This is a genomic window from Candidatus Pseudothioglobus sp. Uisw_016, from assembly GCF_048087635.1.
Taxonomy (GTDB): Bacteria; Pseudomonadota; Gammaproteobacteria; order PS1; family Pseudothioglobaceae; genus Pseudothioglobus.
Genome location: NZ_CP159806.1, coordinates 980,205 through 1,005,700, shown reverse-complemented (window position 1 = coordinate 1,005,700; position 25,496 = coordinate 980,205). Strand labels below are relative to the sequence as shown.

Here is a 25,496-nt window from a genome sequence, read left to right as displayed (position 1 = left end):
GGCATGGAAGTCGTAAAATTAAATACTTATATAGTTGGTACCCCAAAGCCTCATATTGGTGGAATGTATTGGATCTTCCTTTCTATTGAAACTAAGTGCGGCATTGTTGGGATTGGAGAGATATATTCAGCCTCCTTTCATCCTGAAGTTGTTGTTAAGGCAACTCAAGATGTCTTTGATCGATACCTAAAGGGCCATGACCCACATCATATTGAGCGCTTTTTTAGAGAGTGTTTTTCAAGTGGCTTTACTCAAAGGCCAGATTTGACAATGATGGGGGTATTAAGTGGGCTAGAGATGTCTTGTTGGGATATTATTGGAAAAGCTGCAAATAAGCCAATATATGAGCTTATAGGGGGCAAGGTTCATGACAAGCTAAGGTCATATACATATCTATACCCAAAAGACAAAAATGGAGTGCTTAATTATGATGATCCAGACTTAGGCGCTGAGTCTGCTATAAATTTTATGGAGCAGGGCTTCAGTGCAGTTAAGTTTGATCCAGCTGGCCCTTATTCAATATTCTCTGGACATCAAATATCACTGAGCCGCTTAAAGCACTGCGAAAATTATTGCCAAAAAGTAAGAGAGGCTGTTGGAGATAACTGTGACCTTCTTATTGGGACTCATGGACAGTTAACTCCCGCTTCAGCTGTGCGGCTAGCTAAGAGGCTTGAAAAGTTTGACCCTTTGTGGTTTGAAGAGCCTGTTCCTCCGGGCCAGTCAAGTGCAATGGCAGAAGTTGCAAGTAAGACAAGTATTCCAGTTGCTACTGGAGAGCGTTTAACAACAAAGTATGAGTTTTTTGATATTTTAAAAAATAACTCTGCGTCAATAATTCAAATGAATTTAGGGCGAGTTGGCGGTATTTTAGAGGCCAAGAAAATTGCGAGCCTTTCTGAAGTTTTTTATGCTCAGATTGCCCCGCATATTTATAATGGCCCAGTAGGAGCTGCAGCTAGTATACAGCTCGCTACTGCAACACCAAACTTCCTAATTATGGAAAGTATTGGGACTTGGGATGGCTTTCACTCAGATGTACTGATGCAGCCTCTTGATTGGAGTAAAGGAAATATTATTCCTTCAGACAAACCAGGATTAGGGATAGATCTTAACCTTAAAGTTATTGAAGCGAATTCACCTTATAAAGGAAAAAAGCTCCATCTTTCGATGGATACAAAACCTTACTATGTTGATGAAGATTAAAAATTTGTAGTTTTTTGGAGATATAGATGAAAGTAGGTTTTATTGGTTTAGGGAATGCAGGTGGCAAACTTGCAGGCAGTATTTTAAGAAATGGTTTTGACCTTACAGTTCATGATCTTAACTCTTCTCTTGTTAATGAGTTTATTGAAAGAGGAGCAAAGAGTGTTGGCTCGCCTCAAGAAATGGCAAAGAAATGTGATGTGGTTATTACTTGTTTACCGTCTCCAAAAGCCTGCTCTGAAGTTATGGAATCTTCTGATGGGATCTTATCGGGATTAAGCAAAGGGAAAATTTGGCTTGAGATGAGCACTACAGATGAGGCTGAGATTCGAAGAATTGGTGCTTTAGTTGAAGCAATTGGTGCATTACCAATTGATTGCCCTGTTTCAGGTGGCTGCCATAGGGCTGATACAGGTAATATTTCAATCTTTGCTGGATGCTCAAGAGAGGCTTTTGAAAGAGCTTTGCCAATACTAACCACCATGGGAAGACGAGTGCTTCATACTGGTGACTTAGGAACTGCCTCAACTCTAAAAGTTATGACCAATTACTTAGCTACGGTTAACCTTGCTTCGATAGCAGAAGCGCTAACAACAATGAAGATGCTTGGAATGGATATGAACGTAACTTATGAGGCGATCAAAGCATCTTCTGGAACTTCATTTGTCCATGAGACTGAATCTCAGGTTATTCTTAATGGCAGCAGAGATATAAGCTTTACAATGGATTTGGTTTCTAAGGATATTGGAATTTTTAATGAGCTTGCTCAGAGAAAAGGGCTGGATTTAGAAATTGCCCCTTTAATTGTTGAGATTTTTAAAGATGGTGAGAAGAGATACGGGCCACGTGAGCTTTCTCCAAACATCATTAGGAGGCTTGAAGAAAGGGCCAATGTTGAAGTGTTGGGCGATGGTTTTCCAGCTGAAATGATTGATGATGAGCCAGAAGAAAAAGGCTATGAAGTAATAATTAAAGGCCGAAAAGATATTTAGTTTTTTTAGTAATTAAAGCTTAAAAATTAATATTTTCAGCAAGCTCTATAAAGTCATCTAAATATATTAAAATTCATTAACTTTTTTTTAAATTAGCCCTATTATGAATAGCAATCAAACTCCAGACTTTAAGCCAAAAGATATCGTTCTTAATATTTCCCAGGTTGTAAAAGATGGTATTAAGCAATCGGTACTTGCAAGTAAAGGTAATGATTGGGAGAGTGTGGTGGGTGTGCTTGATAATAATGAACATCTTATTGGCAAAGAGATGAGCGTTAACTCTCATCTTAATGCAGTTATGTTTTCTGAAAAGTTTAACAAGGACTACGAAAAAACCTTACCAATAATCTCTAACTACTATAGTGATCTTGGCGCTAATGAAGACTTGTATGAAGCATTTAAAAGAGTTAAAAATACAAGCCTTAATGATCAGCAAAAGCATATTGTTAAAGACTCAATTAAGGGTTTTGAGCTTTCAGGAGTTGCCCTTAAGGGGAGTGACTCTAAAAGATTTAAAGAGATTCAAGAAAGGTTAAGCGTTTTAAGTAATCAGTTTTCTAAAAATGTTTTACAAGCAACTAACTCCTGGAAAAAGTCAGTCTCTATTGATGATTTGAATGGATATAGTGAGGCAGAGCTTTCCAAGGTTAGAGATGGAGATGAGTACGTTGTAAATCTTCAAATACCAGTCTACATTGATCTTATGACTTACGCTGAGAATAGAGGCTTAAGAGAGGAAGTTTATAGAGCATATATTTCAAGAGCGTCTGATGTTGGAATTACTCCAGTTAAATTCGATAACCGCAAGGTTATGGATGAGATCTTAAAATTACGCTCAGAAATGTCTATCCTTCTGGGCTTATCAAACTATGCAGAATACTCGGTTCAATCCAAAATGGTAGACTCACCCGAATCAGTCATAGATTTTCTAGAGAAGTTAGTAGATCTATCTCACTTTCAAGCAACGACTGAATTAAAAGATCTAGAGGCTTTTGCTGGACATGATTTAATGCCATGGGACTTAATGTTCTACTCAGAGAAATTAAAGCAAAAAGTGTTTAAGTTTAAGAGCGCTGATTTAAAGCCCTATTTTCCAGAGAGTAGTGTTCTTAGCGGTTTATTTGAAACGATTCAAAATCTTTATAGTGTAACGCTTACTGAGGTGGAAGAGGAATGCTATCATCCTGATGTTAGAGTAATAATGTTAGAGGATGAAGACGGGCCAATTGGAAAAATATATTTTGACGTTTATGCAAGAAAAAATAAACGAGGTGGGGCTTGGATGTCAGATTTCCAAGGATTATATAAAGACTCCTTACCAGTTGCATTTGTTGTTTGTAATTTAAACTCACCTAAAGATGGTAAGCCAGCGTTGTTTGATTTTGATGAGATTGTGACTATTTTTCATGAGTTTGGTCACGCGCTTCATCATTTATTAACTAAAGTTACTTTTCCATGTGCAGCTGGAATTAGCGGCGTTCCATGGGATGGCGTTGAGCTCCCTAGTCAATATATGGAAAATTTTTGTTATGAAAGAGGCGTAATTGATTTAATTTCGGGTCACTGGGAAACGGGTGAAAAATTACCTGAAGAATTATTTAATAAAGTGATTGACTCTAAAAACTTTCAATCAGGGCTCCAGATGCTTAGGCAGTGTGAATTTTCGCTATGGGATATAAATACTCATATTTCAAACATAGATACATATAAAGTTCTAGATAGCGTGAGAGAGAAAACCGCTTTAGTGCCAGTTATTGATGAGAATAGATTCCTTAATTCTTTTTCCCATATTTTTAGTGGTGGTTATGCAGCTGGCTACTTCAGCTATAAATGGGCTGAGGTGTTGGCTGCAGATGCTTACGAATTTGTTAAAGATAATGGTGGAATTGAGTCTAAATCTGCTGATGATTTCCGAAGATTTATTCTTGAAGTTGGAGGCAGTCTTGACTTTATGGAACAATATATCAAATTTCGTGGCGGCAAGCCTAAAATGGAAGGCCTCTTAAAGTCTTCTGGAATCTCAATTTAAGATATATAAACTTGGTAAAATATGATTTATTTGTGTTCGCTAGTGGAAAAAAACTGATGATTAAATATTTGTTAGGTGCAATTCTTGCTTTAGCCTTAATTGGCGGCGCCTTTCAATTCAAATCTAATGATCAAAGCTGGCAGTTAATTATCCTTAAGAAAGAAGCTTTAAATAGTGTTACAAATGGGGGAATTAGAATCTATAAGCTTGTAGCAGGCATGATTTCAGATCAAGAGTTAGCCGACACTGCCGGAATAATACTAGAAGACAACTAGGGTTCTTTAAGGGACTTTAGATATTACAAGTGAGCCATTTGTTCCGCCAAACCCAAAAGAGTTTGAAATTGCATGATTAATCTTCATTTCTCTTGCTTCATTCGCAGCATAGTCTAAGTCACATTGTGGGTCCTGATTAAATATATTTATTGTGGGAGGCGCTACTTGATCTCTAATTGCAAGAGTTGTAAATACTGCCTCAATTCCTCCTGCAGCGCCCAAAAGATGGCCAGTCATTGATTTAGTTGAGCTCATAACAATATTTTTTGAGTGTGAACCTAAAGCTAGTTTAGCGGCCTCTGTTTCAGCGGCGTCTCCAGCTGGAGTCGAGGTTCCATGAGCATTAATATAATCTAGCTGATTCGGATTGATACCGGCATTATTCATAGCATTTTTCATGCATCTTGCAGCACCTTCGCCGCCTTCTGATGGAAGCGTCATATGATATGCATCACTACTCATGCCGTATCCTGAAAGTTCTCCATAAATGTGTGCCCCACGTTTTTTAGCGTGCTCATACTCCTCAAGAACGACAACACCTGCACCGTCACCAAGAACAAAGCCATCTCTATCAACGTCCCAAGGTCTTGAAGCAGTTTCTGGGTCATCGTTTCTAGTGGAGAGTGCTCGAGCTGCAGCAAAGCCACCAAGGCCACAGTTAGTTGTTGACATTTCAGTTCCTCCAGCAATCATAACGTCAGCGTCACCATATTCAATTATTCTTGAGGCGTCACCAATATTATGAGTTCCAGTTGTACACGCAGTTACAATTGCAAAATTTGGTCCTTTAAGGCCAAATTTAATAGACATGTTCCCAGAGACCATGTTGATAATGGAAGAGGGTACAAAGAATGGGGAAATTCTCTTGGGCCCTTTCTCTCTAAAAAGATCTGCTGTTTTTTCAATTGTAGTTAGTCCGCCAATGCCAGCACCAATTGCAACTCCAATTCTCTCAGCATTTTCGTCTGTTACCTCAATGCCACTATCTTCAAAAGCTTGTATTCCAGCCGCCATACCATAATGAATAAATATATCCATTTTTTTGGCCTCTTTAGGGCTTAAGTATTGAGACACATCGAAATGTTTAACAGCGCCTCCAAATTTAACAGCTTGATTCTCAGTATCAATATTTGTTATTGGCGCTATACCAGAAACGCAATTAATAATATTAGCCCAAGCATCATTAACAGTGTTACCTACTGGGCTTACAATACCTAATCCAGTAATTACAACTCTTCTTTTATTCATAGTAGATTTTCTTTTAAAGTTAACAAAGTAAATTTATATAAGTTATTTAATTTGAGAGATAAATGTTGCGTAAAAAAAGGCGTATTACTTTTTAAAGTAAACGCCTTATAAGATTTATTGAAGTTTATTAAGTGTTTGCGTTGATATAATCTATTGCTTGTTGAATTGTAGTAATATTTTCTGCTTCTTCGTCTGCAATTTCACAATCAAACTCTTCTTCAAGAGACATTACAAGTTCTACAGTATCTAATGAATCAGCCCCTAAATCATCGATAAATGAAGCATTATTGTCAATTTCACTACTAACATCTAACTGCTCACTTACAACTTTACGTACTCTATCTTCAATACTCATTTTGAGTTAAATCCTTAATTGTTTAAAAGTTTATATTTTATCTTCAAAAAACATTTAAATAGCGCTAAATTTTAAATATTAATTGATAAAAAGTTGGATCCTTAATGTTTGCATTGTTAAAGCCATTTATCCTAAGTACGCATGCATCACACTCGCCACAAGCCTCACCATTTGAGTTAGCTAGGTAACAGCTAATAGTTTGTGAGTAGTCAACACCAAGACTTAATCCTTTTTGGATGATTTCTGCTTTGGTCATACTAATTAAAGGCGTTTTAATTTCAATTTTTTCACCTTCAACAGATTGCTTTGTTGCCAGATTTGCCATATCTTCAAATGCTTTAATAAATTCAGGCCTGCAATCAGGATAGCCAGAATAATCAAGAGCATTTACGCCAATATAAATTTTTTGACAGTCAATTACTTCAGCCCATGCTAGTGCAAAAGATAAGAAAATAGTATTTCGAGCTGGAACATAAGTGACAGGGATTTCATCACTTTTAGAGTACTTTGGAACATCTATTTTGTCATCTGTTAAAGCAGAGCCTCCAATATCAGCTAGGGAGATTTTCATAATGCGATGCTCTACAACTTTAGATTGCTTGGCAATAGTTTTTGCAGATTCTAGCTCAGAGCGTTGCTTTTGACCATAATCAAAACTTAGCGCATAACACTCAAAATCATGAGCTTTTGCAATTGCAAGTACGGTTGTTGAGTCTAAGCCGCCAGATAACAAAACAATCGCTTTAGACATTTGCCAGATTACCTTTGGTCTCTAACCAAGATTTACGGTCTGAAGCTCTTTTTTTAGAAAGCAGCATGTCCATAGTTTCTGCAACCTGAAGTGGGTGATTAAGAGTCAACTGAATTAATCTTCTAGTATCTGGCTGCATGGTTGTTTCTCTAAGCTGCTTTGGATTCATCTCACCTAATCCTTTAAATCTTTGAACTTGAATTTTTTGACGACTATTTTCCTTTGCAAGTTTGGCTTCAAATGCATCTTTCTCTTTATCATCTAGGGCGTAGAATACCTGCTTTCCTGCATCAATCCTATATAGAGGCGGCATTGCCACATAGACATGACCTTCTTTAACTAGCTTAGGGAAGTGCTTAACAAATAAAGCGCAAATAAGGGTAGCAATATGAAGTCCATCTGAGTCAGCATCAGCTAAGATACAAACCTTTCCATATCGAAGCCCAGAAAGATCACTATTATCAGGCTCTAAGCCAATTGCAACACTTATATCATGAATTTCATTTGAGGCAAGAACTTGAGAAGAGTCAACTTCCCATGTATTAAGAATTTTACCTCTAAGTGGTAATATGGCTTGATACTCTTTGTCTCTAGCCTGTTTTGCTGAGCCTCCAGCAGAGTCTCCTTCAACTAAAAAAACTTCAGTTTGATCGAGATCAACACTGGTACAGTCAGATAGCTTTCCAGGAAGCGCTGGACCGCTTACGATTTTTTTACGAATAACTTTCTTGGCAGTTTTTAATCTTACTTGAGCATTAAGGATTGCTAGTTCAGCAATTTTTTCAGCTATATCAGTATGCTGGTTTAGCCATAAACTAAATGAGTCTTTAACTACTCCTGAAACAAAAGAGGCGCACTCACGTGAAGATAGTCTTTCCTTTGTCTGGCCTGAAAACTGCGGATCAAGAATTTTAATTGACAATACAAAGGCAATATTTTGCCAAACATCATCAGGCGTTAATTTAATATTTTTTGGTATAAGGCTTCTGAACTCACAAAACTCTTTTAACGCATCTGTTAATCCAGATCGGAGTCCATTAACGTGAGTTCCTCCACCAATTGTAGGAATCAAGTTTACAAAGCTTTCAGCCGTAGTATTTGTAGTATTTTCAGTCCAAGTTAGTGCGCAATTAAGCTGCTCCTCTTTCGTTTTACTAGAGATTACAAAAGGTATTGTGGGAATGCAATCTAACCCATCTAGAGAAGCTTGAAGGTAGTCTTTAATACCATCTACAAAGAGCCATTTATCTGTTGTTTCATCAATTTCGTTTACAAAGTTAACTTCAAGCCCAGGGCAAAGTACTGCTTTAGAGCGAAGATTATGCCTTAAGTTTTTGATTGAAAACTTTACAGTATCAAAATATTGAGGATCTGGCGAGAACTTTATTAAAGTTCCAGTATTTCGCTTACCAACCTCTCCTATTTCCTCTAAATCTTTTGATTTAGCGCCTGATTCAAATTGCATATAGTATTGCTTTGAATCTCTTTTTATCCAGATTTCAATTGAAGTCGATAGGGCGTTCACAACAGAAATTCCTACCCCATGAAGTCCACCAGAGAATTGATAAGAATCATTTGAGAACTTGCCGCCAGCATGAAGTTTTGTAAGGATAACCTCAACAGCAGGCGTTCCTTCTTTTGGATGAATATCTACAGGTATTCCTCTGCCATTGTCTTCAACAGACATAGAATTATCTTTATGAAGAGTTACGTTGATTTGAGTTGCATAGCCAGAAACAGCTTCATCAACACTGTTATCAACTATTTCTTGAGCGAGGTGATTTGGACTTTCAGTATCGGTATACATTCCTGGGCGTTTTTTGACTGGCTCCAGGCCAGTTAGTACTTCTATTGATGACGCGTCGTAATTAGACATATGATGTATTGGTTGTAATTGGCTGACATAATACCAAAAAAAAGCCCCAAAAAATGGGGCTTTTTTTATAAAGACAAATAGTTTTACATCATGCCTGGCATTCCACCACCCATGCCGCCCATATCAGGCATTGCAGGTCCAGAATCTTGAGGCTTATCAGTAATCATTGCTTCAGTAGTTATCATTAAACCAGAGATGCTTGCTGCATGCTGAAGCGCTGCGCGAGAAACCTTAGTTGGGTCTAAGATACCCATTTTAAGCATGTCGCCATATTCTTCAGATGCCGCGTTATAGCCAAAGTTTCCTTTACCTTTTAAGACTTCATTTAAAACGACAGAAGCTTCGCCTCCACCATTAGAAACGATTTGTCTAAGAGGCTCTTCTAAAGCGCGCCTGCAAATGCCAATTCCAACGTCCTGGTCACTGTTATCACCCTTAAGTGAGCTCAGTGATGAGATAGCGCGAACAAAAGCAACGCCACCGCCTGGAACAACGCCTTCTTCCACTGCAGCGCGTGTAGCATGAAGCGCATCATCAACACGGTCTTTTTTCTCTTTCATTTCAACTTCTGTCGCTGCACCAACTTTAATTACTGCAACACCACCAGAAAGTTTAGCTAAGCGCTCTTGAAGCTTTTCTTTATCATAATCAGAGCTAGTAGCTTCTATTTGAGTTTTAATTTGGCCAACACGGCTTACAATAGCTTTTTTAGCTCCTGATCCATCAATCAAAGTTGTATTATCCTTACCAATTTCAATACGTTTTGCAGTACCTAGATGCTCTTCAGTAACACCTTCAAGTGATAAGCCAACTTCTTCAGAAATAACTGTAGCTCCAGTAAGGACGGCTATATCTTCTAATATAGCTTTACGGCGATCACCAAATCCAGGTGCTTTAACAGCAGCTACTTTGACAATACCACGCATGTTATTAACAACAAGAGTTGCAAGCGCTTCACCTTCAATATCTTCGGCAATTATTAGAAGTGGTTTGCCAGCTTTTTGAACTGCTTCTAGTGCTGGCAGTAAGTCACGAATGTTTGCAATTTTAGAATCATGAAGCAAAATATATGGATGCTCTAAATCAGAAGTCATAGACTCTTGATTATTTATGAAATATGGAGAAAGATATCCACGATCAAACTGCATTCCTTCAACAACATCAAGTTCATTTTCAAGTGTTGAGCCTTCTTCAACAGTAATTACACCTTCTTTTCCAACTTTTTCCATTGCCTTAGCAATAATTTCACCAACAGATGTGTCTGAATTTGCTGAAATAGTTGCAACCTGAGCAATTGCTTCGCTATCTTTACAGGGTTGAGATGCTTTTTGTAACGCTGCAACAACAACTTCGGTAGCCTTATCAATACCTCTTTTTAGGTCCATAGGGTTCATTCCTGCTGCGACTGACTTAACGCCTTCTGAGATTAAAGACTGAGCTAGTACAGTTGCTGTAGTAGTTCCGTCACCAGCAATATCATTTGTTTTAGATGCTACTTCTTTAACCATTTGAGCGCCCATATTTTCAAACTTACCTTCAAGTTCGATTTCTTGAGCAACTGAGACACCATCTTTAGTAATTGATGGAGCACCAAATGATTTATCAATAACTACATTTCTTCCTTTTGGTCCAAGCGTTACTTTAACTGCATTTGCAAGCGTATTAACACCTGACATCATTAAATCTCTGGCTTCTGAGCCGAATTTTACGTCTTTTGCTGACATTATATTTCTCCTTTATTCTTCAATTACTGCAACAATTTCATCTTCGCTCATCACTAGAAGCTTTTCTTCTGCTACAGTGATTTCCGCACCTGAGTATTGACCAAACATTACTATATCGCCAACCTTCACATCCAAAGGAATTAAATCTCCTTGGGTACTAATTCTGCCATTTCCAGCCGCAACAACTTCACCTCTAGATGGCTTTTCAGTTGATGAATCAGGGATAATTAAACCACTTGCTGTTGTTTTCTTTTCTTCTACTCTTCGCACAATGACACGGTCATGTAAGGGACGGATTTCCATATTCTCTCCTGGTGTTGAACTACAAAATTTGTCGTTAAAGGTCTACTTGGCCTTCTAGACGTTCTTTAAGCTTTTTAATAGCTTTGTTTTCAAGTTGACGAACCCTTTCAGCAGAAACGCCATACTTGTCTGCTAAAGTATGTAGGGTCAATTTTTCTTCTTTCAAGTACCTTGCTTGTAAAATATCGATACTTCTTTCATCTAAAGAAGAAAGTGCTTGATAAAGCTTATTATGTTGATCTTCTTGGTTTTTATCATTTAATACTAATTGTTCAGGATTTTTACCAGGATCTGAGATGTAGTGCTCTGGAGTATAAGTATCATCGTCATCATTAACCTCAAAAGCAACATCGCTGAGCTGAAGCCTAGATTCCATTTCAATAACATCTTTTTCTTTAACGCCAAGATCTTCTGCAATTATTTTGGCTTGCTCACTTGTTAGAGACTGAAAAATATTTGCCTTTGCTTTTCTGAGTTTAAAGAAAAGCTTTCTTTGTGCTTTAGTTGTAGCTACTTTAACAATTTTCCAGTTTTTAAAGATGTATTCATGAATTTCTGCACGAATCCAATAAACAGCAAAAGACGATAGCCTAACTTTTTTATGAGGATTAAAGCGTTTAACTGCTTTCATTAAACCAATCGTACCTTCTTGAATTAGATCAGCATTTTCAAGACCATACCCTTTATAGCTGTGCGCAATAAATGCAACGAATCTCATATGAGCAAGAACAAGTCTTTGTGCAGCGGATAAACTTCCATTCTCATAGAGCTCAATAGCCAATTCATATTCTTGTTCCGGAGTTAGAATTGGAGGGTACTTTTGTACCTCTAGATCTCTAGATGTATTTTTTATCGATAATGCAAAATCACTCATAAATCTTCTTAAAATGATAATTTAGGGCTAAATTATACCAAATTTTTCAGTTATATCAATTTTTTAAGTAGTTTTTTGTGTTTGATTGACTGCTCTTCTAAAGACAGATGAGAGCGCTTAGATAGATTGTTTGAGAAGGATATTATTGATTCTAGATCAGCTAATGCAGCATTAAAATTGTCATTAATGACTAGATAGTCAAATTCGTTGAAGTGACTCATTTGATTTTCTGCATCCAGCATTCTTTTTTTTATGATTGGCTCATCGTCTTGAGCCCTATTCTTGAGCCTTAGTTCTAAGGCTTCTTTTGAAGGCGGCAAAATAAATATACTAATTGCACTAGGTAAGTTCTGCTTAACTTGACGAGCACCTTGCCAGTCAATTTCTAGGATGACATCTATATTAATGTTAAGATTGTCATTAATTAGTTTTTTAGAAGTCCCATAGAGGTTTTCAAAGACCACAGCATGCTCAATAAATGCATCATCACTCACCATTTTTTGAAATTCAGAAACTGAAACAAAGTGATAATTAGTTCCATTAACCTCATCAGCTCTTGGCTTTCGTGTCGTATGAGATATAGAAACACGAAGGTTTTTAGTGCCATTAATTAAAGACTCAACAAGAGATGTTTTTCCGCATCCTGAAGGTGCTGCTACTATAAATAGATTAGACATTTTTTAATCAAATTTCCATATAATTATTTTGGTACATAACCCTCAATTTGATCAATGTCTTGCTCTGAAAAGAAGTAATTTTCCATTTGTTCTTTTAGGTAGCTCTGTGATGACTCATCAAATAAGTTTAAATTATTTTCATTAATTAACATGGTTTGGTGGTCAAGCCACATTTGCCAAGCCTCTTTAGAGACTGAATCTAGAATCCTTTTACCAAGATCACCCGGGTAGGGCGCTCTTTCTAGTCCCTCTAACCTTGTATCTAATTTAATGCAGTGAACTTCTTTCATAATTGTTTTAATCTAACTCCAAGTGTATAAAGTGTTAAAAAATATATAGCTATTGAAATGGTAATAGTTTTTGAAATAAGTATAGTCCTCTCTATTAGAGAGGATTCAAGATAAAGACTTATACTTGAATCAAAGTAATAAATATACAGCGACATTATAGTGACTGCAAATATTACTTTAACTAGCATTTTATAAAAAGTAATATCAAACCTAAATATTGATTGCTTTATTAAGAAAAAATATAGAATTGCAGCGTTAATTAACGCCGAGATCGAAGTTGCAGCTGCTAAGCCAACATGATCAAAGTACTGAACTAATATTAAGTTTAGAGCTATATTTGAAACCATTGCAACTACGCCAGCTTTAACAGGAGTTTTAGTGTCTCCTCTTGATAGAAAAATTGGTGCAAAGATTTTTATTGCAATGAACGCCATTAAGCCAGAGCCATATGCCTGAAGACTTAAAGATGTTTTTTTAGCAGATAAGGCATCAAATGCATCATATTGAAAGAGTGTAATTATTAGCTCTTCTGCAAGTAGAACTAAACCAGCACATGCAGGAAGTCCTAATAAAATTGCATACAAAAGAGCTTTATTAATTGTATTGATAAAGTTTTTAGTATCTTTTTTTGCATAATAATTACTTAGCTTTGCTAGTGCAACAGTTGCTAAAGCTATTCCAATTAAAGCTAAAGGAAGCTCTAGCAACCTATCTGAATAATACAGCCATGAGACACTTCCAGCTATAAGGGTTGATGCAATCATTGTGTCAACTAATAAATTAATTTGAGATACTGACACCCCAAATAATGCTGGAAGCATTCTTTTTCTAAGTATTGAAAGTGCATTATGATGGCCAAACTGTAATTTAGGGAGTCGTTTAATTTTTCTTAAAAATGGAATTTGAAAGCCAAGCTGCATAATTCCTCCAATCAGGACGCCCCAGGCTAATGCCATAATTGGTGTGGACAAGTATTTAGATAAAAATAGAGCGCTAAGGATTAATGAAACATTTAGTAATACTGGAGTAAATGCTGGAATTATAAAATTATCATAAGTATTAAGGATAGATCCAGATAAGGCAGTAAGAGATATTAAAAGTAAGTAAGGAAATGTAATTCGCAGCATATCAGAGGCTAAATGAAACTGAGTTGAGTCAGCTTTAAAGTAAAACCCCCACGCAAATAAAAGTATTATTATTGGCGCTATTACAATTGCAATAAGAGTAATAATCATAAGTATGCTTAACAATTTAGTAGCAATATGATTAATTACTAATTGAACTTCTTCATCAGATTGATTAGCTTTTGACTCAGCTAAAATTGGTAAAAAAGCTTGTGAAAAAGCACCTTCAGCAAATAGACGTCTAAAAAAATTAGGTATTCTAAACGCTACTAAGAATGAATCAGTTAGCTCATTAGCTCCAAAGAGCCTTGCAATAATGAAATCTCGAACTAGGCCTAAGATTCTTGATATAAAGGTCATTGCAGCGACAATGCTGCTGGACTTTATGAAAGACTTAGACATAACAGAAAAGGCTATCTATTCATCAACTGGGCCGCGCATGATGCCCACTCTTGAGTTTCGTATACATTCTACAAATTGCATAACTTCATGGCTATCAGATTCTGATGCTTCAAGCTCACTGAGTGCATGATCTAGGAGCCTTCCTTGAGAATCACGATATACGACCTTAAAGGCTCGTTTTATAGACGAAATAGAGCTAGCACTAAACCCTCTTCTCTTCATTCCAACAGAATTAATACTTCTTATTTTAGGATGAATGCCTGCAGCAACCATATAGTCTGGGATATCTTTATTAATTTGACTTCCCATACCAGCATAAGAATGTCTACCTATGCCGCAAAATTGTTTTACTAAAACAAAGCCACCAAGGATAGCCCAGTCAGAAATTCTAACATGCCCAGCTAAAGAGGCGTTATTAGACATAATAATATGATCACCAAGTTGACAATCATGAGCAATATGAACATACGACATGAGCATATTATTCGAGCCAATTCTTGTTAGAGAGTTTTCTTTTTCAGTGCCTCTATTAATTGTACAAAATTCCCTAATCATGTTGTCATCACCAATCACAAGGTTACTTTCTTGACCATCTTGATAAGTAATATCTTGAGGGTCTCCACCAATTGAAGCAAAGGAATAAATATGATTGTTTTTACCAATTTTAGTAGGGCCTTCAACTACAGCATGAGAATCTATAACCGTTCCAGCACCTATTTCAACATTAGCACCAATTACTGCATAAGCTGAGATTTCTGCACTTTTATGAATTTTAGCACTTTCATGGATAATTGCAGAAGGGTGGATAGACATAATATTAATCAGCAGATTTTTGAGTACATAAAATTTCAGCAGATGTAACTAACTTACCCTCAACTGAAGCCCTGCAGTTAAATTTCCAAATACCACGTTTGACAGTAATAATCTCAGCATAAATTTCTAGTTGGTCACCTGGCTCAACCATTCTTTTAAAGCGAACTTTATCAACACCTACCAACATATAAATTTGACCTGTTTGTGGCTTTCCAACCTCAGATTTAAAAGCCAATATTCCAGTTGCTTGTGCTAAAGCTTCAATAATTAGAACTCCAGGCATAATAGGCTGATCTGGAAAGTGTCCCGTAAAATGAGGCTCATTAAAAGAGACATTTTTGATTGCAGTAAGATTTTTTCCTACTTCAAGATTAATTACCCTATCAATAAGTAAAAAAGGATAGCGATGGGGTAAAAAGTTTTTAACCTCGTTAATGTTCATTTTCATAGGATTATTTAATATTCTTTAGTTTAATTTTCAGCAGAGTAGCAATTTTATCAAGTTTTGTTAGCCACATTCCTACCTTTTTCCATTCAGAGTGAAGCATGATAGGAACAAAACCCGTATAAACTCCTGGTTTTGTAATATTTCTATTGACTGTACTAGTGGCATTGACTATAACGTCATCAGTAATTGTTAGTTGGCCAACAATACCAACCTTACCCCCAATCATACATCTTTTACCAATAATAGTGGTTCCAGCAATGCCTGTTGTTCCTGCAATAGCTGTATCTTCTCCAATAATTACGTTATGAGCAATATGAACAAGGTTGTCGATTTTTACTCCGTTATGAATCTCCGTATTGTCAATAGAGCCTCTATCAATTGTTGTATTAGCTCCGATAGAAACATTGTCACCAATAATTACATTTCCAAGGTGAACTATTGCATTCCACTTATTGTACTTATCCCTGGCATTTCCAAATCCTTCAGAGCCTATTATAACTCCAGGTGAGATGACACAATTTTTTCCAATTTGAGATCCTTTTTGGATTGTTACATTTGACTCAATACGAGAATTTTTACCAATATTTACATTGTCCTCAATGACACAATTAGCTCCAATTGAAGAATTTTCACCAATTGCTACGTTTTTACCAATAATGCAACCTGGGGCAATATTAACTTTACTGTAAGAATTTATTATATTTTCAGCTTTTTGAAAGTGATTAATATTTTGATGATTCTTAAATTTATGCGTTAATATAGAATAAGCTAGGTAAACATTTTCAACTAATAATGCATTAGTAGGGCAAAGTTCAATAAGGTTTTTATCAACAATTACAGCACCAGCATTTGAGTTAATTAGAGATTTTTTATATTTCCTGGTAGCTGCATAAGAAATTTGCTCAGAGTTGGCATTGGTTATAGTGTTGATTCCTAAAATTTCTTTAGATGGTTCACCGTGAACAGAAGCACCTATTAATTTTGCTATTTCTTGAAGAGTTAATTTCATAAAGAAAGTTTTTCAATTCTTTCGATTATTTTATAAGTTATGTTTACTTCATCACTAACAAAAGCAGCATTTTCATACAAAATCAAATCATAGCTTTCAGAGATTGCAAGAGATTTGATTGTATTATTAATTAATAATTCGATTTGTTGAAGTAATTCAAATTTTTTATTGTTCATTATTTCTTGCCAAAATTCAGTTTCTTGTTTAAAACTTTCCTCAAGGGAGGCAAGTTCAGATAATTTAATTTGGAGGTTTTCTTTTTTTCCAGATTTATTAATAGTATCAATTTTTTCTCTAAGGAGCTCAATGTTATTAAATAAATCTAATAATTCTTGCTTTTTTGGCTCAAACTCTTTAGATATTTCTAATACTCTTTTCTGATATTGAGATAAATTATTAACTACTTGTTCTGTATCAATGTAGCCTATTTTAATTATTTCGGCGGATGCAGTTATTGATAGCAATACTGAACAAAGTATAACTATAATCTTCATGGAATTTTAGAAGCCCGAACCTAATGAAAAACCAAAGCTTTCTATAGTGTCATCAGATTTTTTAATAATAGGAGTTGAAATATATGCTCCAATTGATCCAATAGGGCTTAGATATGCAAATCCAAAGCCAGCTGACATTCTCAAATCACCAAGCTTAATATTAGAGCTTTTTTCATAAATATTACCTGCATCTATAAATGCACTCATTCTCATCTTTTCATTGTTTTCAAAGAAAAAAGCTGGTGTTATAAGATTGGCGCTTGCAAGGATTGAAAGTTCACCACCTTTGGCTTTTCCATTTGGATAAAGCGGTCCCAATGTTTTGTTTCCAAAACCTCTAACTGAGCCAGACCCTCCACCAAAATGACGTTTATAAAAGGGCAATTGCTTGCTACTATATCCTTTAGATAAATTAAGGTTACCCAAAAGCTTTAAAGTAGTTGAGCTACTTATAGGCGCATAACTTGTATGATCAGCACTTATATTAAAGTATCTATAGTCTCCAAGAGGAAGAGCAATTCCAGCATTTAATGAGTTATTGACGCCTTCAGTTGGGTACATAAAATTATTCAGTGTATTTTGACTCCAGTTAACGGTAAGTTTAAATTCATCACTATTTTTAGAAGCACATTGGCTTGATTCATAACCTGTACCTGAAAAAAGAGAACTACACTTAATTTCATTTTTTGAATATTCTATTCCAGTATTCAGTCTAGTTTCATCATTAAGTGGGATACCATAACCTAAATTAAACCCTGTTGAATTAATTTCATAAGAATTTTTGGCAATATCATCATCATTTATTTCACTTCTGAAAGCACCAAGGCTAATACTATGACCTTCATCATTAAAGTTTGGATTCATAAAGTAAAAACTAATTTTATTAAATGACTCAGAAACCTTTAAGTCTGCATTAAGTGTGTTTCCAGAGCCAAATATATTTTTTTCCTCTATACCAGCTCCAAAAGCTACTCCATAGTTATTACTATGACTCATTGAAAAACTTACAGCTCCAGTTTGCGTCTCTTCAACCAGGAAATTTATGTTAATCTTATCTTTAAATCCATCGACTTCAGATGTTGATATTTGTACATCAGAAAAGTAACCAATTCTTCTTAATTTCAACAAAGATTTTCTAAGTATACTTCTTGAATACAACCCACCCTCAGAAATTCCAATTTCACGCCTAATTACCTCATCTTGTGTGCGAGTATTTCCTGAAATTGTTATTCTATTAATGTATGTTTTTTGATTTAAAGATACAGTAAAGTTAATGTTTACAGAATCTAAAAATTCTGAAGTAATTGGGTTAATTTCAACAAAAGCGTAACCTTGATCAGCAAATAAATCAGTAAGAATTTGAATACTCTGAATTACTGAATTTCGATTAAAAATTTCACCTTCATTTAAGGAAATTGCATTATTCAGATCATCAAGGCTAAGATTTCCCAGTTCCCCATCATATGATAAATTGCCTAACTTATACTGAATTCCTTCAGAAATCTCAATATTTATAGAAATATTTTCATTATTATCATTGAGTATTGTGTCAACATTAATAATCTTAAAATCTAAATATCCTGAGTCAAAGTATTTATTAGTGATTAAATCAATCCCTTTTAGAAATTCAGATTGTAAAAAATCATCCTTATTTGTAAAGTAATTAACTAAAGCAATGTCAGCTTCACCTATCTTGAAATTTTTTAATAAATCTTTTTCAGTAAAATTATTATTGCCAGTGATAGTAAATAACTCAATTTTTGCTCTAGCTCCTTGAGTAATACCTAGCTCAATTCCTGCTCTATTTTGATCATCTATAGTAACTCTTTTTGTAATTTGAGATTTGAAATAACCTGAGTCTGAATATTTAGACTCAATTAGTAATTCAAAATCATCTAACTTTCTATTCGTGTAAGTTTGTCCAATTGATAACTGATTTTCTTCTTGTAGTTGACTTAAAAATTCAGGAGTAAGGTGTGTTTTTTCACCGTTCAGCCAATTAGAAAAGCCTGAGCCTGAGTTTAGTTCAATTTTTAAATATTTGATAATTGGGTTTTCTTTTAAAGAAATTTCTAAAGTATTTTCGTTTTTAATAATACTAATATTTTCAAACAATCCGGTTTCAAAAAGAGATCTAATAATCTGATCACTAGTAGTAGGTAAAAAATTCTGACCAACTTTAAAAGGGATTAATGTTAATAAGGTACTTTCAGAAGTATTATTTAGGCCAACAAAATTAATTTTATTTATTGGGTTGGCAAAGACTTGAGTAGTAAAAAATAAGAAAAGAAGGAAAGAATACTTAGTAAGTTTGTTTTTCATTTTTTTTTACCTAAAGTAGTTATTTTAATTATTAATATAATTTTTATATGAATTTATATTAATACGCCTAAGATGTGATTTTAACAAAATTACCAATCATATTGTCAAACTAACACTAAAAATTCTAAATATCTATTTTTAAATTAAATTTGAACTTCATGGTAATTCTTACTATTATTTTCAACTCGCTTGCAGTAATCTAGCCAAAGTTCATCTTTCTTGCTGCCAAGCTTATACAAGTGACTCCATGAGTATATTCCAGTAGTATGACCATCACTGTAATGGATTGCAATAGCATAATTTCCCATTGGAACTATTGTTTGAATCGTAACATCTTGTTTGTTCAGCTGAAGAGTCTCTTGTCCAGGACCATGTCCTTGAACTTCTGCTGATGGAGAGTAAACTCTAAGATATTCAGTTGTCATAGGGTAATCAGTCTCATCAAATGTTACAGTAAGAAGTTTTTTATCCTTACTAAGCGTTATATTAGTTGGAGTGTTCATAATTTTGATGAATTAAAAAGTTGTGAAGATTTTAACATATCAGTAACCAAATAAAACATGATACAAAAGGTTAAAATATTACCATGATATATTTTACAAAAATGCATGGTTTAGGAAATGACTTCGTAATAATCGATAATATCGATGGGAATGTTAGTTTATCAACAGAAGAAATTCGAAAATTATCTGATCGTCGTTTTGGGGTTGGCTTTGATCAGTTGCTAATGGTTGAGAGCGCATTATCAAAAGATGCTGATTTTCGTTATGTAATATTTAATGCTGATGGCTCTGAAGTTAGCCAATGTGGAAATGGTGCAAGGTGTTTTGCTCTGTATATTCATAAGAAAAATTTATCTTATAAGAATCCTCTTTCTGTTGAAACTAATGACGGCATTATGATTTTAACAGTCAACAGTGATGACTCTGTTCGAGTTGAGATGGGTGAACCAAATTTTATTCCATCCATAATTCCTCTTAATGTTAACGAAGAGGGCTATGAGTATATTATTGAAGGTTTTAAAGTTGGATCTTTATCCATTGGAAATCCCCATGCTATTTTGATTTTGGATGACATATCTGATATAGATTCTACTGCATTAAAAATTCAATCCTCTAGCCTCTTTCCTGAGGGTGTCAACGTTGGGTTTATGAAGGTATTAAGTAAAGATGAAGTTCAGTTAAGGGTTGTAGAGAGAGGGGTGGGGGAGACACTTGCTTGTGGCTCAGGAGCATGCGCAGCTGTAATTCAAGGAATTAGGCTCGGTCTTCTTAATTCAAAGGTAAAAGTTCGTTTAAATGGCGGCAATGCAATGGTTGAGTATGACGGACAAAAAGTCTATCTTACTGGCCCTGGAGAGTTTGTTTATGAAGGCTCAATTAATCTGAGAAGTGCACCATCCTAATTAACCTCTAATGATTTTTGTGAAATATAATTATGGTTTGTTAGATTATAGGCTGTAAGACTTTCTCCCCATACGCACCCATGATCTAAAGGGTAAATATTTTTAGAGTTGACATCTTTAAGAGATGACCAGTGCCCAAAAAATATTTCTTCTTCAGCCATCAGTCGTTTTGAATGCAAAAACCAAGCTTCAAAGTTTTCTGGATTTTGATCAACATTTAACTTATGCTCAAATTCAAGCTCACCATCTTCTTTGCAAAAACGCATTCTCATTAAGGCGTTTATTGTGTAACGAGAGCCTTCTTCATTAGAAAGGTTATCAGTCCATTTATTTGGATAATTACCATACATTTTGGATAAAAATTCACTCACATTTTTTGATTGAAGATTTTTATGAACTGCCTCTGCATTTGTGATTGCATCTGACTTGCTCCATTGAGGTGGGACTCCTGCGTGAACAAAGAGCGCGTCTTTATGTTCAATCACAAGTGGCCTAGTAAGGAGATAGTCAAGTAAAACAGTTTTATCAGATGCAGACAATATGTCTAAGAACGTGTCATTTTTGTTTGGCTGGCGCTCAGTTAAAGCACAAACTAGTAGATGAAAATCGTGGTTACCTAGAACCATGTTTATATTATCTTGATTTGACTGAATAAAGCGTAGCGTTTCAAGTGAGTTATTACCTCGATTAACAACATCACCTAGAAAGTACAGCCGATCTCTATCGATATTATAATTAATTTTATTTAAGAGCCCTTTAAGGCTTTTAAAACAGCCTTGAACGTCTCCAATGGCATAGTCCATGTGTTTTGCCTAATGAAGGGTGTAGGGTTCACTTAATGTAAACTCTGGAATGACCGCATCGAATCTTTGTCCTTGATCACTAATCATCCCATAAGAACCTTTCATGGTTCCCGTTTCAGTGCTAATTACTGCACCAGAACTATATTTAAAGCTTTCACCCGGCAAAAGGTGGGGTTGCTGCCCAATTACGCCTTCACCAATAACTTCTTCAGTTTCTCCAGATTCATCTTGTATTAGCCAGCGTCTTGTTCTTAGTTGGGCTCCAGTCTCTCCATTATTCGTAATGGTGATGGTGTAAGTATAAGCATATTGACTGTTCACTAGATTTGATTGTTCTGGTAAGTAGGTTACTTCTACGTTTACTTCAATTTTGTTTTTCATAGTCATTCATTAAGGTTAAAAAGTTTTCAGTACTAAGCATTTCAGCTCTTTGAGATAAGTCAATTTTAGTTTGTGATTGATTTAATACAGTTTTTAAACAGTTTTTTAGTGTTTTTCTTCGCTGAGAGAAGGCAAGTTTTACTATTTCCTCTAAGGGTTTTGAGTTTTTAACTAGTGGCTGCTCTTTAGTTTTCAGATAAAGTATAGCAGATTCAATTTTTGGCTGAGGTTCGAAAGATTCTTTTGGGACATTAAACATTAACTCAACTTCATAAAAAGCTTGCATCATAACGCTAAGACGACCATAAGTCTTACTTCCTGGAGGGGCAACTATTCTATCAACCACTTCTTTTTGAAGCATAAATGTCATATCAACAATTTGATCTCTATAGTCAAGAAGATGAAATAATAAAGGGGAAGAAATATTGTATGGGAGATTCCCAATCACCCTAATTTTATTGGGAATTTGATTGAAATCAAATGTTAGTGCATCTGACTGATAGATGGTTAGTTTTTCTTCTCCCTCTAATTCAAGCATAGAAACTAGATCTCGATCAATTTCAATGACACTTAAGTGATCTAAATATTCAAGTAAAGGGAAAGTAATAGCTCCTTTTCCGGGACCAATTTCTACAATACTATCATCATTTTTTGGAGATATTGTTGAAATAATTTGGTTGATAATTTGATGATCAACTAAAAAGTTTTGCCCAAATCTTTTTCTAGGCTGGTGACGCATTATTAGTTAAAGTCTTGAAGTAGGAAAGCGCTGTATTAAAGCTACCTAGACTAATATTACCAGTGCCTGCTAAGTCTAAAGCTGTACCGTGATCAACAGAAGTGCGAATGAAGGGAAGACCTAAGGTTATATTAGCTGCATTTTTAAAACCTTTTGCTTTTAATACAGGCAAACCTTGATCATGATACATCGCTAAAACCACATCAATATTTTTTAATGAGTCTGGGGTAAAGGCAGTATCTGCTGGAACTGGTCCAACAATACTAATACCATTCTTCTTAAGTGAATTTAAAGCAGGAATAATTGTTATTAACTCTTCATCCCCAAGATAACCATTTTCACCAGCATGAGGGTTAAGACCGCAAACAAGAATTGATGGGTCTTCGACTCCTAAGTATTTAAAATCATTATTGATTATGGTAATGACTTTTATAAGAGATTCTTTTGTAATGTTTTTAGATACATCTTTTAGAGCAAGATGAGTAGTAGCAAGGGCAACTTTAAGTTGATCTGTAGCAAGAAGCATTACGGTTTTAGGGGTTTGAGTTAAATCAGCAAGATACTCAGTATGGCCAATAAACTCAATTCCAGATTGATTAATGACAGCCTTATTAATAGGGCCAGTCAACATGCCGCCACAATCCTTATTAACACAATCCTTAGTTGCATGCCTAATCAATGATAATACGTAATCTGAATTATCAGGGTTTAACTTGCCTGGCTCAACCCTTGACTTTGTTTTTATAGGATAAATACTTAATTCGTTTGCTTTTCTTGTCTTATTTTCCTTTAATGAGATAGGTAAATTAAGAAGTTTTGCTCGACTAATTAATACATCAGGGTCACCATAAACTAGGAGGTCTTCATGCCTTTCTTGTTGGGCATATATGAGGGCTATATCAGGACCAATTCCAGAGGGCTCGCCAGAAGTAAATGCAATAGACATAATTAAGCTAGTTTAATTTAGCTGAAGTAAATACAGTGAGGGTTGCTACAGAGCCAGATAGAATCATTCCCCATAGAATATCTGCGACCACTAATTTGAGGCTAAAGATATTCATAGTTGCGTAAACGGTAAGGTCGTAAGTTCCATAAGTTACTAGCCCATAAAAAGCACCAATCATAAAAACATTTAAAAGTGTATTACTAAGATTGGGATTAATAACAAAGAAAATTAAGCCTAATAAGAAGATTATATAAAACATGATTGCAGGAGCAACTTTAAGCTCCATAAGAGCTGCAACCTCTTGTTTATACATTGGTGTTGCAACAAAATATATCCAAAATACATCAATGATGCAGAAAAATGCTAGAGCTATAAAGAATGTTTTAATCATAATATTATTATACTTTTTATCAAATTAAATAGTTATAAGAATCAAAGAAAGAGTTCTTAAATTTACAAGTTTTTATGAAACAAGCTCGCCTTTTGCTTGAAGGTCTGCGTGGTAAGAGGACCTAACCATGGGGCCGCTTGCAACTTGATTAAAACCAAGATCATCTGCTATTTTTTTATATTTTTGAAACTGCTCAGGCGTAATGTATTCCTCAACTGCAAGATGATGTTTGCTCGGCTGTAGATATTGACCTAACGTTAACATATCAACATCATGAGATCTTAAGTCCTTTAGAACGTCAATCACTTGCCTTTCAGTTTCACCAACACCAAGCATAAGGCCTGATTTTGTTTTAACAGGAGGGTGTTTTTCTTTAAAGCTTTTAAGGAGGTCTAATGACTGTTCATAGTCTGAGCCAGGACGAACTTTGGGATAAAGGCTGGGTACCGTTTCCAGGTTATGATTAAAAACATCAGGCGGACAGTCTTTGAAAATATCCAGAGCTTTTTCAACCCTTCCTCTAAAATCAGGCGTTAAAATTTCAATTTTTACTTGAGGAGTTTTACTTCTAATAGCATCTATACACTCTTTGAAGTGGCCAGCACCTCCATCCCTTAAGTCGTCTCGATCAACTGAGGTAATAACAACATACTTTAGTGACATTTTGGAAATAGTATCAGCTAAATGAACTGGCTCATTTGAATCTAAAGCTTTTGGCCTTCCATGAGCAACATCACAAAAAGGGCATCTTCTAGTACATATTTGACCCATAATCATAAATGTAGCTGTGCCGTGGTTAAAGCATTCACTAAGGTTGGGGCATTGAGCCTCCTCGCAAACTGTAAATAACTCTTGACTCCTTAATGTTTTTTTAAGTTCATTAACTTTTTTAGAGCCCGAGTGCCTAATTCTTATCCAGCTTGGTTTTTTTAATGGCTTTCTCTCAGAATCAGGCTTAATCTTAAGCCTACTAATTTTAGATTCACCTTTAAGTGCTTTAATTTCAAGTTCTTGAGACATAGTTCTTTAGATAATTAGATAAGTTTAGCTTGATGTCATAAATATTGAGTGCATTATCCGTTAGATTGGACATTTGGGTAACATTTAAATCACTATAACCGCAAGGGTTAATTAGTTTGTAAGGCGCGAGATCCATATCAATATTTAGGCTTAAGCCGTGATAAGTTCTACCTTGTTTAACTTTGAGGCCTAGTGCTGCAATTTTTGAGCCGTCAACATAAACTCCAGGAGCTCCTGAAACTTTATGAGCTTCAATGGAATAATCAGACAATAGGTCTATTATTGATTGCTCAATAAGAGATACCATTTTTTTAATTCCAATTCCTAGTCTTTTGATGTCAATCATGCAGTAAATTATTAATTGACCTGGGCCATGATAGGTTATTTGACCACCTCTATCAGACTGCACTACTAGTATCTCAGTTTCTTTGAGAAGATGCTCTGGCTTTCCAGACAATCCTTGAGTGAATACGCTGTTATGTTCTAGTAGCCATAATTCATCGGGAGTTTCGATATTCCTAGACTCGGTAAAAGATTTCATTTCATCCCATGTTTGGGTGTAATCTGTAAAACCTTTATCGCGTATTTCAAACATCAGA

28 protein-coding genes are annotated in these 25,496 nt (G+C 35.3%); 5 read left to right on the top strand and 23 right to left on the bottom strand.

What is annotated here, in order from left to right; translation table 11 throughout:
- Positions 1-3: 3 nt before the first annotated feature.
- The 4 genes from ABXT69_RS05070 to ABXT69_RS05055 all read left to right on the top strand — a co-directional run bounded on the left by ABXT69_RS05070 (position 4) and on the right by ABXT69_RS05055 (position 4,502).
- A complete protein-coding gene (locus ABXT69_RS05070; RefSeq protein ID WP_416677096.1) occupies positions 4-1,206 on the top strand; it encodes a mandelate racemase/muconate lactonizing enzyme family protein in 1,203 nt (400 codons plus the stop codon).
- 26 nt (positions 1,207-1,232) lie between these two features.
- Positions 1,233-2,198: an NAD(P)-dependent oxidoreductase gene (locus ABXT69_RS05065; protein ID WP_416677095.1), complete on the top strand. Its 966-nt coding sequence runs from the start codon at positions 1,233-1,235 to the stop codon at positions 2,196-2,198.
- 103 nt (positions 2,199-2,301) lie between these two features.
- Positions 2,302-4,227, top strand: coding sequence for a M3 family metallopeptidase (locus ABXT69_RS05060; RefSeq protein WP_416677093.1), 1,926 nt, complete (start codon positions 2,302-2,304; stop codon positions 4,225-4,227).
- 56 nt (positions 4,228-4,283) lie between these two features.
- Complete coding sequence (locus tag ABXT69_RS05055) at positions 4,284-4,502, top strand: hypothetical protein (protein WP_416677091.1); 219 nt, start codon at positions 4,284-4,286, stop codon at positions 4,500-4,502.
- A gap of 6 nt (positions 4,503-4,508) precedes the next feature.
- Here ABXT69_RS05055 and fabF read toward each other — a convergent pair whose 3' ends face one another.
- The 16 genes from fabF to ABXT69_RS04975 all read right to left on the bottom strand — a co-directional run bounded on the left by fabF (position 4,509) and on the right by ABXT69_RS04975 (position 19,715).
- Positions 4,509-5,750 (bottom strand): beta-ketoacyl-ACP synthase II, encoded by a 1,242-nt coding sequence (fabF, locus tag ABXT69_RS05050; RefSeq protein ID WP_416677089.1) that lies wholly within the window; start codon positions 5,748-5,750, stop codon positions 4,509-4,511.
- Positions 5,751-5,877: 127 nt separating this feature from the next.
- A complete protein-coding gene (gene acpP, locus ABXT69_RS05045; RefSeq protein WP_416677088.1) occupies positions 5,878-6,105 on the bottom strand; it encodes an acyl carrier protein in 228 nt (75 codons plus the stop codon).
- 64 nt (positions 6,106-6,169) lie between these two features.
- Complete coding sequence (gene queC / locus ABXT69_RS05040; protein WP_416677087.1) at positions 6,170-6,856, bottom strand: 7-cyano-7-deazaguanine synthase QueC; 687 nt, start codon at positions 6,854-6,856, stop codon at positions 6,170-6,172.
- Positions 6,849-8,732, bottom strand: a complete 1,884-nt coding sequence (parE, locus tag ABXT69_RS05035; RefSeq protein WP_416677086.1) for a DNA topoisomerase IV subunit B — start codon at positions 8,730-8,732, stop codon at positions 6,849-6,851. The genes queC and parE overlap by 8 nt, the downstream gene beginning before the upstream one ends.
- An 83-nt stretch (positions 8,733-8,815) precedes the next feature.
- The gene (gene groL / locus ABXT69_RS05030; RefSeq protein WP_416677085.1) at positions 8,816-10,456 is read right to left on the bottom strand and encodes a chaperonin GroEL; all 1,641 of its coding nucleotides are present in this window, start codon (positions 10,454-10,456) and stop codon (positions 8,816-8,818) included.
- A 12-nt stretch (positions 10,457-10,468) separates the two neighbouring features.
- Entirely contained in the window at positions 10,469-10,759 is a 291-nt protein-coding gene (locus ABXT69_RS05025) for a co-chaperone GroES (RefSeq protein ID WP_416650812.1), read from the bottom strand.
- Between the two features lie 34 nt (positions 10,760-10,793).
- A complete protein-coding gene (gene rpoH / locus ABXT69_RS05020; RefSeq protein ID WP_416677084.1) occupies positions 10,794-11,633 on the bottom strand; it encodes an RNA polymerase sigma factor RpoH in 840 nt (279 codons plus the stop codon).
- A gap of 50 nt (positions 11,634-11,683) precedes the next feature.
- Positions 11,684-12,310 (bottom strand): guanylate kinase, encoded by a 627-nt coding sequence (gene gmk / locus ABXT69_RS05015; RefSeq protein WP_416677082.1) that lies wholly within the window; start codon positions 12,308-12,310, stop codon positions 11,684-11,686.
- A 23-nt stretch (positions 12,311-12,333) separates the two neighbouring features.
- A complete protein-coding gene (locus ABXT69_RS05010) occupies positions 12,334-12,600 on the bottom strand; it encodes an oxidative damage protection protein (RefSeq protein ID WP_416677081.1) in 267 nt (88 codons plus the stop codon).
- A complete protein-coding gene (gene murJ / locus ABXT69_RS05005) occupies positions 12,597-14,126 on the bottom strand; it encodes a murein biosynthesis integral membrane protein MurJ (RefSeq protein WP_416677079.1) in 1,530 nt (509 codons plus the stop codon). The genes ABXT69_RS05010 and murJ overlap by 4 nt, the downstream gene beginning before the upstream one ends.
- A gap of 15 nt (positions 14,127-14,141) precedes the next feature.
- Positions 14,142-14,939: an acyl-ACP--UDP-N-acetylglucosamine O-acyltransferase gene (gene lpxA / locus ABXT69_RS05000; protein WP_416677077.1), complete on the bottom strand. Its 798-nt coding sequence runs from the start codon at positions 14,937-14,939 to the stop codon at positions 14,142-14,144.
- Positions 14,940-14,943: 4 nt separating this feature from the next.
- Complete coding sequence (gene fabZ / locus ABXT69_RS04995; protein WP_416677075.1) at positions 14,944-15,387, bottom strand: 3-hydroxyacyl-ACP dehydratase FabZ; 444 nt, start codon at positions 15,385-15,387, stop codon at positions 14,944-14,946.
- A 4-nt stretch (positions 15,388-15,391) separates the two neighbouring features.
- Positions 15,392-16,396: a UDP-3-O-(3-hydroxymyristoyl)glucosamine N-acyltransferase gene (gene lpxD, locus ABXT69_RS04990; protein ID WP_416677073.1), complete on the bottom strand. Its 1,005-nt coding sequence runs from the start codon at positions 16,394-16,396 to the stop codon at positions 15,392-15,394.
- Complete coding sequence (locus ABXT69_RS04985; RefSeq protein WP_416677072.1) at positions 16,393-16,890, bottom strand: OmpH family outer membrane protein; 498 nt, start codon at positions 16,888-16,890, stop codon at positions 16,393-16,395. The genes lpxD and ABXT69_RS04985 overlap by 4 nt, the downstream gene beginning before the upstream one ends.
- Before the next feature lie 6 nt (positions 16,891-16,896).
- Positions 16,897-19,212 carry an outer membrane protein assembly factor BamA gene (bamA, locus tag ABXT69_RS04980; protein ID WP_416677071.1) on the bottom strand — a complete coding sequence of 772 codons (2,316 nt, stop codon included), beginning with the start codon at positions 19,210-19,212 and terminating at the stop codon, positions 16,897-16,899.
- A 143-nt stretch (positions 19,213-19,355) separates the two neighbouring features.
- Positions 19,356-19,715, bottom strand: a complete 360-nt coding sequence (locus ABXT69_RS04975) for a gamma-butyrobetaine hydroxylase-like domain-containing protein (RefSeq protein ID WP_416677070.1) — start codon at positions 19,713-19,715, stop codon at positions 19,356-19,358.
- Between the two features lie 83 nt (positions 19,716-19,798).
- On the opposite strand from ABXT69_RS04975, the gene dapF reads away from it, so the two are divergent.
- Complete coding sequence (dapF, locus tag ABXT69_RS04970; RefSeq protein ID WP_416677069.1) at positions 19,799-20,617, top strand: diaminopimelate epimerase; 819 nt, start codon at positions 19,799-19,801, stop codon at positions 20,615-20,617.
- On the opposite strand, the gene ABXT69_RS04965 is transcribed toward dapF, so the two are convergent.
- From ABXT69_RS04965 to lipB, 7 genes are all read right to left on the bottom strand, one after another.
- On the bottom strand, positions 20,614-21,420 hold the full coding sequence (locus tag ABXT69_RS04965; RefSeq protein WP_416677068.1) for a symmetrical bis(5'-nucleosyl)-tetraphosphatase: 807 nt from the start codon (positions 21,418-21,420) through the stop codon (positions 20,614-20,616). The two genes, dapF and ABXT69_RS04965, sit on opposite strands and share 4 nt — an antisense overlap.
- Before the next feature lie 9 nt (positions 21,421-21,429).
- The gene (apaG, locus tag ABXT69_RS04960) at positions 21,430-21,807 is read right to left on the bottom strand and encodes a Co2+/Mg2+ efflux protein ApaG (protein ID WP_416677067.1); all 378 of its coding nucleotides are present in this window, start codon (positions 21,805-21,807) and stop codon (positions 21,430-21,432) included.
- Positions 21,785-22,540, bottom strand: coding sequence for a 16S rRNA (adenine(1518)-N(6)/adenine(1519)-N(6))-dimethyltransferase RsmA (gene rsmA, locus ABXT69_RS04955; RefSeq protein ID WP_416677066.1), 756 nt, complete (start codon positions 22,538-22,540; stop codon positions 21,785-21,787). The genes apaG and rsmA overlap by 23 nt, the downstream gene beginning before the upstream one ends.
- Positions 22,524-23,486 (bottom strand): 4-hydroxythreonine-4-phosphate dehydrogenase PdxA, encoded by a 963-nt coding sequence (gene pdxA, locus ABXT69_RS04950; RefSeq protein ID WP_416677065.1) that lies wholly within the window; start codon positions 23,484-23,486, stop codon positions 22,524-22,526. The genes rsmA and pdxA overlap by 17 nt, the downstream gene beginning before the upstream one ends.
- Before the next feature lie 7 nt (positions 23,487-23,493).
- Positions 23,494-23,877 carry a DUF2177 family protein gene (locus ABXT69_RS04945; RefSeq protein ID WP_416677064.1) on the bottom strand — a complete coding sequence of 128 codons (384 nt, stop codon included), beginning with the start codon at positions 23,875-23,877 and terminating at the stop codon, positions 23,494-23,496.
- Positions 23,878-23,949: 72 nt separating this feature from the next.
- Complete coding sequence (gene lipA, locus ABXT69_RS04940; protein ID WP_416677063.1) at positions 23,950-24,897, bottom strand: lipoyl synthase; 948 nt, start codon at positions 24,895-24,897, stop codon at positions 23,950-23,952.
- Positions 24,881-25,492: a lipoyl(octanoyl) transferase LipB gene (gene lipB / locus ABXT69_RS04935; protein WP_416677062.1), complete on the bottom strand. Its 612-nt coding sequence runs from the start codon at positions 25,490-25,492 to the stop codon at positions 24,881-24,883. Before lipB ends, lipA begins: the two co-directional genes overlap by 17 nt.
- Positions 25,493-25,496 lie beyond the last annotated feature (4 nt).

Coding starts and splice junctions, on each gene's coding strand:
- ABXT69_RS05070 (WP_416677096.1), top strand. CDS start 4: ATGGAAGTCGTAAAATTAAATACTTATATAGTTGGTACCCCAAAGCCT.
- ABXT69_RS05065 (WP_416677095.1), top strand. CDS start 1,233: ATGAAAGTAGGTTTTATTGGTTTAGGGAATGCAGGTGGCAAACTTGCA.
- ABXT69_RS05060 (WP_416677093.1), top strand. CDS start 2,302: ATGAATAGCAATCAAACTCCAGACTTTAAGCCAAAAGATATCGTTCTT.
- ABXT69_RS05055 (WP_416677091.1), top strand. CDS start 4,284: ATGATTAAATATTTGTTAGGTGCAATTCTTGCTTTAGCCTTAATTGGC.
- fabF (WP_416677089.1), bottom strand. CDS start 5,750: ATGAATAAAAGAAGAGTTGTAATTACTGGATTAGGTATTGTAAGCCCA.
- acpP (WP_416677088.1), bottom strand. CDS start 6,105: ATGAGTATTGAAGATAGAGTACGTAAAGTTGTAAGTGAGCAGTTAGAT.
- queC (WP_416677087.1), bottom strand. CDS start 6,856: ATGTCTAAAGCGATTGTTTTGTTATCTGGCGGCTTAGACTCAACAACC.
- parE (WP_416677086.1), bottom strand. CDS start 8,732: ATGTCTAATTACGACGCGTCATCAATAGAAGTACTAACTGGCCTGGAG.
- groL (WP_416677085.1), bottom strand. CDS start 10,456: ATGTCAGCAAAAGACGTAAAATTCGGCTCAGAAGCCAGAGATTTAATG.
- ABXT69_RS05025 (WP_416650812.1), bottom strand. CDS start 10,759: ATGGAAATCCGTCCCTTACATGACCGTGTCATTGTGCGAAGAGTAGAA.
- rpoH (WP_416677084.1), bottom strand. CDS start 11,633: ATGAGTGATTTTGCATTATCGATAAAAAATACATCTAGAGATCTAGAG.
- gmk (WP_416677082.1), bottom strand. CDS start 12,310: ATGTCTAATCTATTTATAGTAGCAGCACCTTCAGGATGCGGAAAAACA.
- ABXT69_RS05010 (WP_416677081.1), bottom strand. CDS start 12,600: ATGAAAGAAGTTCACTGCATTAAATTAGATACAAGGTTAGAGGGACTA.
- murJ (WP_416677079.1), bottom strand. CDS start 14,126: ATGTCTAAGTCTTTCATAAAGTCCAGCAGCATTGTCGCTGCAATGACC.
- lpxA (WP_416677077.1), bottom strand. CDS start 14,939: ATGTCTATCCACCCTTCTGCAATTATCCATGAAAGTGCTAAAATTCAT.
- fabZ (WP_416677075.1), bottom strand. CDS start 15,387: ATGAAAATGAACATTAACGAGGTTAAAAACTTTTTACCCCATCGCTAT.
- lpxD (WP_416677073.1), bottom strand. CDS start 16,396: ATGAAATTAACTCTTCAAGAAATAGCAAAATTAATAGGTGCTTCTGTT.
- ABXT69_RS04985 (WP_416677072.1), bottom strand. CDS start 16,890: ATGAAGATTATAGTTATACTTTGTTCAGTATTGCTATCAATAACTGCA.
- bamA (WP_416677071.1), bottom strand. CDS start 19,212: ATGAAAAACAAACTTACTAAGTATTCTTTCCTTCTTTTCTTATTTTTT.
- ABXT69_RS04975 (WP_416677070.1), bottom strand. CDS start 19,715: ATGAACACTCCAACTAATATAACGCTTAGTAAGGATAAAAAACTTCTT.
- dapF (WP_416677069.1), top strand. CDS start 19,799: ATGATATATTTTACAAAAATGCATGGTTTAGGAAATGACTTCGTAATA.
- ABXT69_RS04965 (WP_416677068.1), bottom strand. CDS start 21,420: ATGGACTATGCCATTGGAGACGTTCAAGGCTGTTTTAAAAGCCTTAAA.
- apaG (WP_416677067.1), bottom strand. CDS start 21,807: ATGACTATGAAAAACAAAATTGAAGTAAACGTAGAAGTAACCTACTTA.
- rsmA (WP_416677066.1), bottom strand. CDS start 22,540: ATGCGTCACCAGCCTAGAAAAAGATTTGGGCAAAACTTTTTAGTTGAT.
- pdxA (WP_416677065.1), bottom strand. CDS start 23,486: ATGTCTATTGCATTTACTTCTGGCGAGCCCTCTGGAATTGGTCCTGAT.
- ABXT69_RS04945 (WP_416677064.1), bottom strand. CDS start 23,877: ATGATTAAAACATTCTTTATAGCTCTAGCATTTTTCTGCATCATTGAT.
- lipA (WP_416677063.1), bottom strand. CDS start 24,897: ATGTCTCAAGAACTTGAAATTAAAGCACTTAAAGGTGAATCTAAAATT.
- lipB (WP_416677062.1), bottom strand. CDS start 25,492: ATGTTTGAAATACGCGATAAAGGTTTTACAGATTACACCCAAACATGG.